Genomic DNA, 6157 nt, shown 5'->3' on the forward strand with positions numbered 1-6157 from the left:
AAAGGTGGAAAACAACATGGAAAACAAAAAGACAATCTATTTCTTATGCACAGGAAATTCATGCCGAAGCCAAATGGCAGAAGCATGGGGCAAACAATATTTAGGTGATAAATGGAATGTATATTCTGCAGGAATCGAAGCACACGGAGTAAATCCAAATGCTATTAAAGCAATGAATGAAGTAAATATTGATATAACGAATCAAACATCGGATATGATTGATGCAAATATTTTAAATAACGCTGATTTAGTCGTTACCCTTTGTAGTCATGCGGATTCTGTTTGTCCTTCGACACCTCCGCACGTAAATCGTGTTCACTGGGGATTTGATGATCCAGCAGGAAAAGAATGGTCTGAATTTCAACGTGTTCGAGATGAAATTGGAGAACGTATAAAGCGATTCTCTGAAACAGGGGAGTAAATAACGGAAAGAGCCAATCTTCTATTGTATAGGGGATTGGTTCTTTTTTTATAGGTAGTCACTACTATATTGGTTTACAACAACTATCTCAACAAATGTAGAATATTATGTAAGGATGATATAGTTAGAATAGTCATCCCCTTTTATTAAATTTATACATATAAAACACTATTGATAGTTAATAATGAATAAAATTAGGTTTTTATAATAATCGAGATAGTGGTTATAAAAAATAGTTTGTAATAAAAATTTTTTTCACATGAAAGGAAAAAAGTATGAAACACATAATAAAAGACGTAGTAATAAATTATTTTAAAGAAATTCATACATTAGTAGTGGAAGAAGAACTACATAAGAACAGTTGGCATACAGATCTACACTATAAAATCATCGTAAATGGAAATCGGTATTCCGCACGGTTTATAAATAGCGATCGAACAAGCAATCCGGCCTTTGGGACGTTATCTAATGAACAATTGAAAGAGCAAGTACGGTTTACGTATTATTTACGAGAGCATGAAATTCCATTTATGCAGATAAAGGAGAATAGGGCGGGGGATTCTTTTACATTACTCACTTGGAATAATGAAGAGTACCGGTTTGTATTGTCTACTTGGATTGAAGGGGAACATGTTACTCATTGTACAGAAATTATAGCAAAAGTCTTCGGAAAGGAAGCAAGAAAGATACATGATATTTCTAGTACGTTTCAAAGTTCGATTTTTCAAAAGAAATCTCATTTAGATGGATATGGTGAGTTTATAAAGCTATTAGAACATAAGGGTGGCACCTGTAAGGAATTGCAGAGGTATATGGATCTAGCTAAGTATCATTTAGAATGCGCACATACGAATGGTTTGGAGTTTATTGTGCAAACAGATTTAAATCCTTTAAATGTCATATGGAACTCTGATCGATGTGTCAAAGGAATTATAGATTTTGAATCGATTGGATATGTAGATCGTATTGAAGGTTTAGCCTTTTTAATAAAATGGTATTCCCGGACAGAAGGAATAGAGTCGCATGAAGTATGTCCAAAAGTTGCTAGAGCATTTTTAGAAGGGTATAAAGCTAGTAACATTTTAACTTCAAATGAGTATGAAAGACTTTCTTCGTTACTATGGTTATCCGGTAGTCTAAATTGGAACTTTGTTAAAAAGACGATGAGTCTATTAGGTGACGAGAGAAAAGTAGAGGAACATTTGAGAGTTTATAAAAGAAGAGGAGAAAGACTGTCGTCATTGTTAATTTGTAGATAACATTTATTCTCTTAATTTTGGATGCGAAAAAGAAATCATATGAGGTGTTCAAAAAATGAAAATACAAATTGTATTGTTTGACGGTTTTGGAGAACTTGTCTCCTTTGCACCTTTTGAAATACTGAAAAGAGCAATAGAAGAAGGGGCTCCGTTTACAGTTGAACTCGTATCAAGTGAACGAAAACAAGAAGTTACTACCTCGTTTGGTGTTACGGTTACACTACATGATTTTTTACGAATGGATAATCGCCCAGATTTGTTAATTGTACCTGGTGGTGGCTGGAATCATAAGGCTGAACATGGGGCACGAAAGCAAGCAGAGCTTGGAACACTGACAGAAACGATTAGAGAGATGCATAATGAAGGAACGATTGTTGCGGGAGTTTGTACAGGAGGTATGCTGCTAGCAGCCTCAGGTATATTGAATGGTAAAAAGGTGACGATGCATCATTTGGCACAAGATGAAGTCAGTAAATACGGAGCTGAACTTCTTCCTTATAGAATTGTAGATCAAGGTGATATTATCACTGCAAGAGGGGTTACTTCAGGAGTTGACTTAGGTCTTTGGATTACGGAAAGGTTTGCAAGCTCCAAAATTGCAGCTGCAGTTGAATATAGAATGGAATACGAGCGGCGAGGGATTGTTTGGGGATAATTTGAATTCTTTTTTACTGGCTTAATTATAGGGGGCTTGTTCTAGACCACATCGAAGGAGTAGCTTTTTAATAAAAAAAGTAGTAAGTATATGAGTATGTCCTTCTACACTTCCGCACGTTCATCGTGTTCGCTATAAAATCGTTCATAATAATAAAACATTAACGAAAATGTTTGAAACTGCTGGATTTGAGGTGGTTTTACTTGAGTATTGTGATGAAAATGGGCAATTTTATTACAAAGAATGGGATGCGAATGATGGCGTTATTTTCCGCTCAAAAAGATATGATTTTAGAAATAAAGGAGATCCACTTGGTTTCCCATCGTTAATTGTTGATGCGATTAAACGGTAAGTCATTAACGCTATAGTTTTTAATATATAAAAAGAGACATAAAAATGGAGAGCCGCAGCTTTTATTATTATCGTTTTGTCACCCCACTGCATTTATTAGGTATGATAAGTAATTTGCGGAGGTGACGTATGTCAGAAGAAAATGAGTTTAACTCAAATGAGATTCTGCAAGGAGTGGCATTTGATCCAAATTTAATTGGTCCGACAATCCCACTTATTCCACAGGACCAACAGGACCGGTACATATCTACGTAATGAACAATCTAAGTAACGACGTATCCGTGATTAGTGGGACGATGAATACTCATATCTTAATTTGCATATTTCATCTCATTTTCGATAAAAAAAGACACCCTAAGGTGCCTTTCACAATTTGAATTACTGTATTTGTTAGTTGGCAGGAGATGGAATTCTAGATGCTGCAAAACGCGTTCCGTTACCAGCTAGGAATAGACCAGCTAAACTAGACACAGCAACAACTTCAACTACATCTCCGGCGTTTAGCTGTAAGATATCAACAGTTTCTACAATGTTATCTCTTGTAATAGTTCCTACATTTACTGCACCATGGCTTTCTTTATCAGGGCCTATAGACACACCGTTTACTGAAATAGATACATTTATTTGATAAGGAGTGGTTAGAACAGTTGGTTGAAAATGAACAGATCCTATAATGTTATAAACTCCATCTGTTTTAGGAATAAAGCTGGATGTAGTAGTACTATATTCATTTGCTAAATCAAATTGTTCACTTTGATATAATACTTGGATTGTTTCATTTGCTGCAACTGCTTGGTTAGTAGCGCTAGTAGCCCTGAATGCTGATTCCCGTGTATTCTCTCTGTTAGAATTGCAACAATTTACATGCACCTTAATATAAGGATCGTCACATTTTTTATATGATGAATAATCGTTACAATCCTCAAAATGATATTGTTTGCGTTGTTTATTCCATGAGCAATTATTATATTTTTCGTAATAGTTGTATTTACCCATCCTATTAAACAATTCTCCTTTCATTAGTAGAGTCATTATTAATAAATGCAACTTGTCCTTTATTTGGAACGGCTTTTAAAGTTTTTAGACGTATAAAGTGATTTATTAATTATGTGTGGTGTCTTCCTGCGACTTGACCCATCGTAATTTTAATAATATGTATTGGACTCTCATCCGATTATTATTTTACTATGTTAAATTATATCTAGTATTGATAAGAAAAAGAGAGCCGTAGCCATTGTTAATGTCATTTTGTCATCCCACTGTATTTATTAGGTATGATAAGTAATTTGTGGAGGTAACGTATGTCAGAAGAAATGAGTTTAACTCACATGAGATTCTGCAAGGAGTGGCATTTGATCAGGTATAGTTCATAACTTTATTTATACAGTTAGATAGTATGCTGGCAATAATTGATTCCATTATGATTCCGTATTTAGCTTTTGGGTCATGGATTGTACTCAAAATTAATCCAATATCTCATTTAAAAATTACATGTAGCATTTTTTTTGAACAACATTAATAAAAATAAACTAAAATGAGGTGATTTTATGGAAGAGAAAAAGCTCCATTTAGGTTGTGGACGGATCATTCTCGAAAACTGGATAAACCTTGATAAAGTCAAACAAGATGGAGTAGATGTTGTGCCAATTTAGATGATTGTAAAAATGGAGCAGAGATATTAGATGATGTGAATACGTAGCGGAATATGGTTCTTGAAATGAGTGCTATAAAATCAGTTCGAGAACCACAACGTGAACTACTTATATCCCCACTTATTGAGATTCGTTTAGGTACTAAGGTATAGGTAAAGCCTTCGAATTAAAGAAAGATATCTATAACAGAGGTGTTCAGATGGTTACAATTAGTTTATGTATGATTGTAAAAAATGAAGAAAAAACTCTTAATAGATGTTTAGAATCAGTTAAAGGTATCCCAGATGAAATGATTATTGTAGATACAGGCTCAACGGATCAAACGAAACAAATAGCTAGTAAATGGACGAAACAAATTTTAGATTTTAAATGGATAAATGATTTCTCAGCAGCTCGAAACTATTCTTTCCAACAAGCTTCAATGGATTATATTTTGTGGTTAGACGCAGATGATATACTTTTACCAGAAGAACGTAAAAAGCTACTTAATTTAAAACAATCACTCGCTCAAAACATTGATGCGGTTTCTATGATTTATCATGCAGAAATTGATAAATTTAATAATATTTTAACAAGTATTCGCCGTAATAGATTAGTTAAAAGAAGTAAAAATTTTCAATGGCACGGAGTTGTTCATGAAAATCTAAGTACTCAAGATCAGTATAATTCTCTCGACAGTGACATCATAGTCACTCATAAAAAAAATTATACTAATAATGAATCAGATCGAAATCTCAAACTGTATGAACAATTTTTGAAAGAAAATAAAGGGGAAATGACGGTTCACGATATATTTCATTATGCCAGAGAATTACATAAACATAAAAAATATAAACAGGCTATTGAATTTTATAACAAGTTCCTAGATTACAAAGATATTCAATTAGAACACAGGCTTTTTGTTATGCATAAATTAGCAAGTTGTTATCATCTAATCGGAAATTTAAAAAAAGAAAAAGAAATCACATTTCAGTCTTTAGAATACGATGTTCCTCAACCCGAATTCAGCTGTCGCCTAGGTGAATTTTTTCTTAAGAATAATCAATTTTCTCAAGCTGTTTATTGGTATAAACAAGCTATAGAAGCACCTTCAGCTCATTCTGCTCTTTTCATTGAACAAAAACCCTTTAAAACTTGGTTACCACATAAGCAATTAGCTTTTTGTTACTTTCAACTAAAAGACTATAAACAAACTTATCATCATAATAAAATGGTTCTTAGTTTCTTACCAGCGGATGAGGAGACCCTTAATAATATGAAAGTAATCGAGGAGTTAGTGATTACTGATTAACAGTCAAGAGTAGCTAGTAATTGTTGAAGTTCATTGTGCACTGAAAAGGCGGAGTCTCTTTGAAGACTTCGCCTTTGTTTATTCAGAATATCTAGCTATTGTAGTAATATTCGTTTTTATATTTTGAGGTTTGTAACACTTCTATTTAATTAAAAAGCTTAGTCAAGCTATTTTTTTTCACATAAGATATTATGAATTGAAAAATAGAATGAAAAGGAGGTTTTTCTTTGAAAGAAGAAGCGTTTAACAAGTTGATAATCAAAGAAATAAATTCTAGTAATATCTTAACTGAACTGGGAAATTTTAATGGTACAGACGGTGCAGATGGAGAAGAAAATTCAGATGGAAAAGATGGGGAATCCGGTATTGACAATAAGCATATAGAAATCGAAGAAGAAGTAGAAAGTGAAGAACCGGTAGAAATCGAAGAAGAAGTAGAAAGTGAAGAACCGGTAGAAATCGAAGAAGAAGTAGAAAGTGAAGAACCGGTAGAAATCGAAGAAGAAGTAGAAAGTGAAGAACCGGTAG

At 33.5% G+C, this 6157-nt stretch carries 7 protein-coding genes and 1 pseudogene; 7 read left to right on the top strand and 1 reads right to left on the bottom strand.

What is annotated here, in order from left to right; translation table 11 throughout:
* The first annotated feature begins 16 nt into the window (after positions 1-16).
* From arsC to ACTFOB_RS22405, 5 genes and pseudogenes are all read left to right on the top strand, one after another.
* Positions 17-421: an arsenate reductase (thioredoxin) gene (arsC, locus tag ACTFOB_RS22385; protein WP_151631814.1), complete on the top strand. Its 405-nt coding sequence runs from the start codon at positions 17-19 to the stop codon at positions 419-421.
* 275 nt (positions 422-696) lie between these two features.
* Complete coding sequence (locus tag ACTFOB_RS22390; RefSeq protein WP_440029339.1) at positions 697-1680, top strand: phosphotransferase enzyme family protein; 984 nt, start codon at positions 697-699, stop codon at positions 1678-1680.
* A 55-nt stretch (positions 1681-1735) separates the two neighbouring features.
* Entirely contained in the window at positions 1736-2335 is a 600-nt protein-coding gene (locus ACTFOB_RS22395) for a DJ-1/PfpI family protein (RefSeq protein WP_440029337.1), read from the top strand.
* A gap of 133 nt (positions 2336-2468) precedes the next feature.
* Positions 2469-2687, top strand: a pseudogene (locus tag ACTFOB_RS22400) (SAM-dependent methyltransferase); the annotation flags it as partial.
* A 128-nt stretch (positions 2688-2815) separates the two neighbouring features.
* Positions 2816-2941, top strand: a complete 126-nt coding sequence (locus ACTFOB_RS22405) for an exosporium leader peptide-containing protein (RefSeq protein WP_440029335.1) — start codon at positions 2816-2818, stop codon at positions 2939-2941.
* Positions 2942-3076: 135 nt separating this feature from the next.
* Here the strand turns inward: ACTFOB_RS22405 and ACTFOB_RS22410 are convergent, their stop codons facing one another.
* Positions 3077-3556 (bottom strand): hypothetical protein, encoded by a 480-nt coding sequence (locus ACTFOB_RS22410; RefSeq protein ID WP_440029334.1) that lies wholly within the window; start codon positions 3554-3556, stop codon positions 3077-3079.
* A gap of 981 nt (positions 3557-4537) precedes the next feature.
* On the opposite strand from ACTFOB_RS22410, the gene ACTFOB_RS22415 reads away from it, so the two are divergent.
* Positions 4538-5629, top strand: a complete 1092-nt coding sequence (locus ACTFOB_RS22415) for a tetratricopeptide repeat-containing glycosyltransferase family 2 protein (RefSeq protein WP_440029332.1) — start codon at positions 4538-4540, stop codon at positions 5627-5629.
* A 227-nt stretch (positions 5630-5856) separates the two neighbouring features.
* A partial coding sequence (locus ACTFOB_RS22420) for a hypothetical protein (RefSeq protein ID WP_440029330.1) occupies positions 5857-6157 on the top strand: 301 nt, incomplete at its 3' end.

This window comes from Bacillus cereus group sp. MYBK79-1, assembly GCF_051915365.1.
Taxonomy (GTDB): Bacteria; Bacillota; Bacilli; order Bacillales; family Bacillaceae_G; genus Bacillus_A.

Coding starts and splice junctions, on each gene's coding strand:
- arsC (WP_151631814.1), top strand. CDS start 17: ATGGAAAACAAAAAGACAATCTATTTCTTATGCACAGGAAATTCATGC.
- ACTFOB_RS22390 (WP_440029339.1), top strand. CDS start 697: ATGAAACACATAATAAAAGACGTAGTAATAAATTATTTTAAAGAAATT.
- ACTFOB_RS22395 (WP_440029337.1), top strand. CDS start 1,736: ATGAAAATACAAATTGTATTGTTTGACGGTTTTGGAGAACTTGTCTCC.
- ACTFOB_RS22405 (WP_440029335.1), top strand. CDS start 2,816: ATGTCAGAAGAAAATGAGTTTAACTCAAATGAGATTCTGCAAGGAGTG.
- ACTFOB_RS22415 (WP_440029332.1), top strand. CDS start 4,538: ATGGTTACAATTAGTTTATGTATGATTGTAAAAAATGAAGAAAAAACT.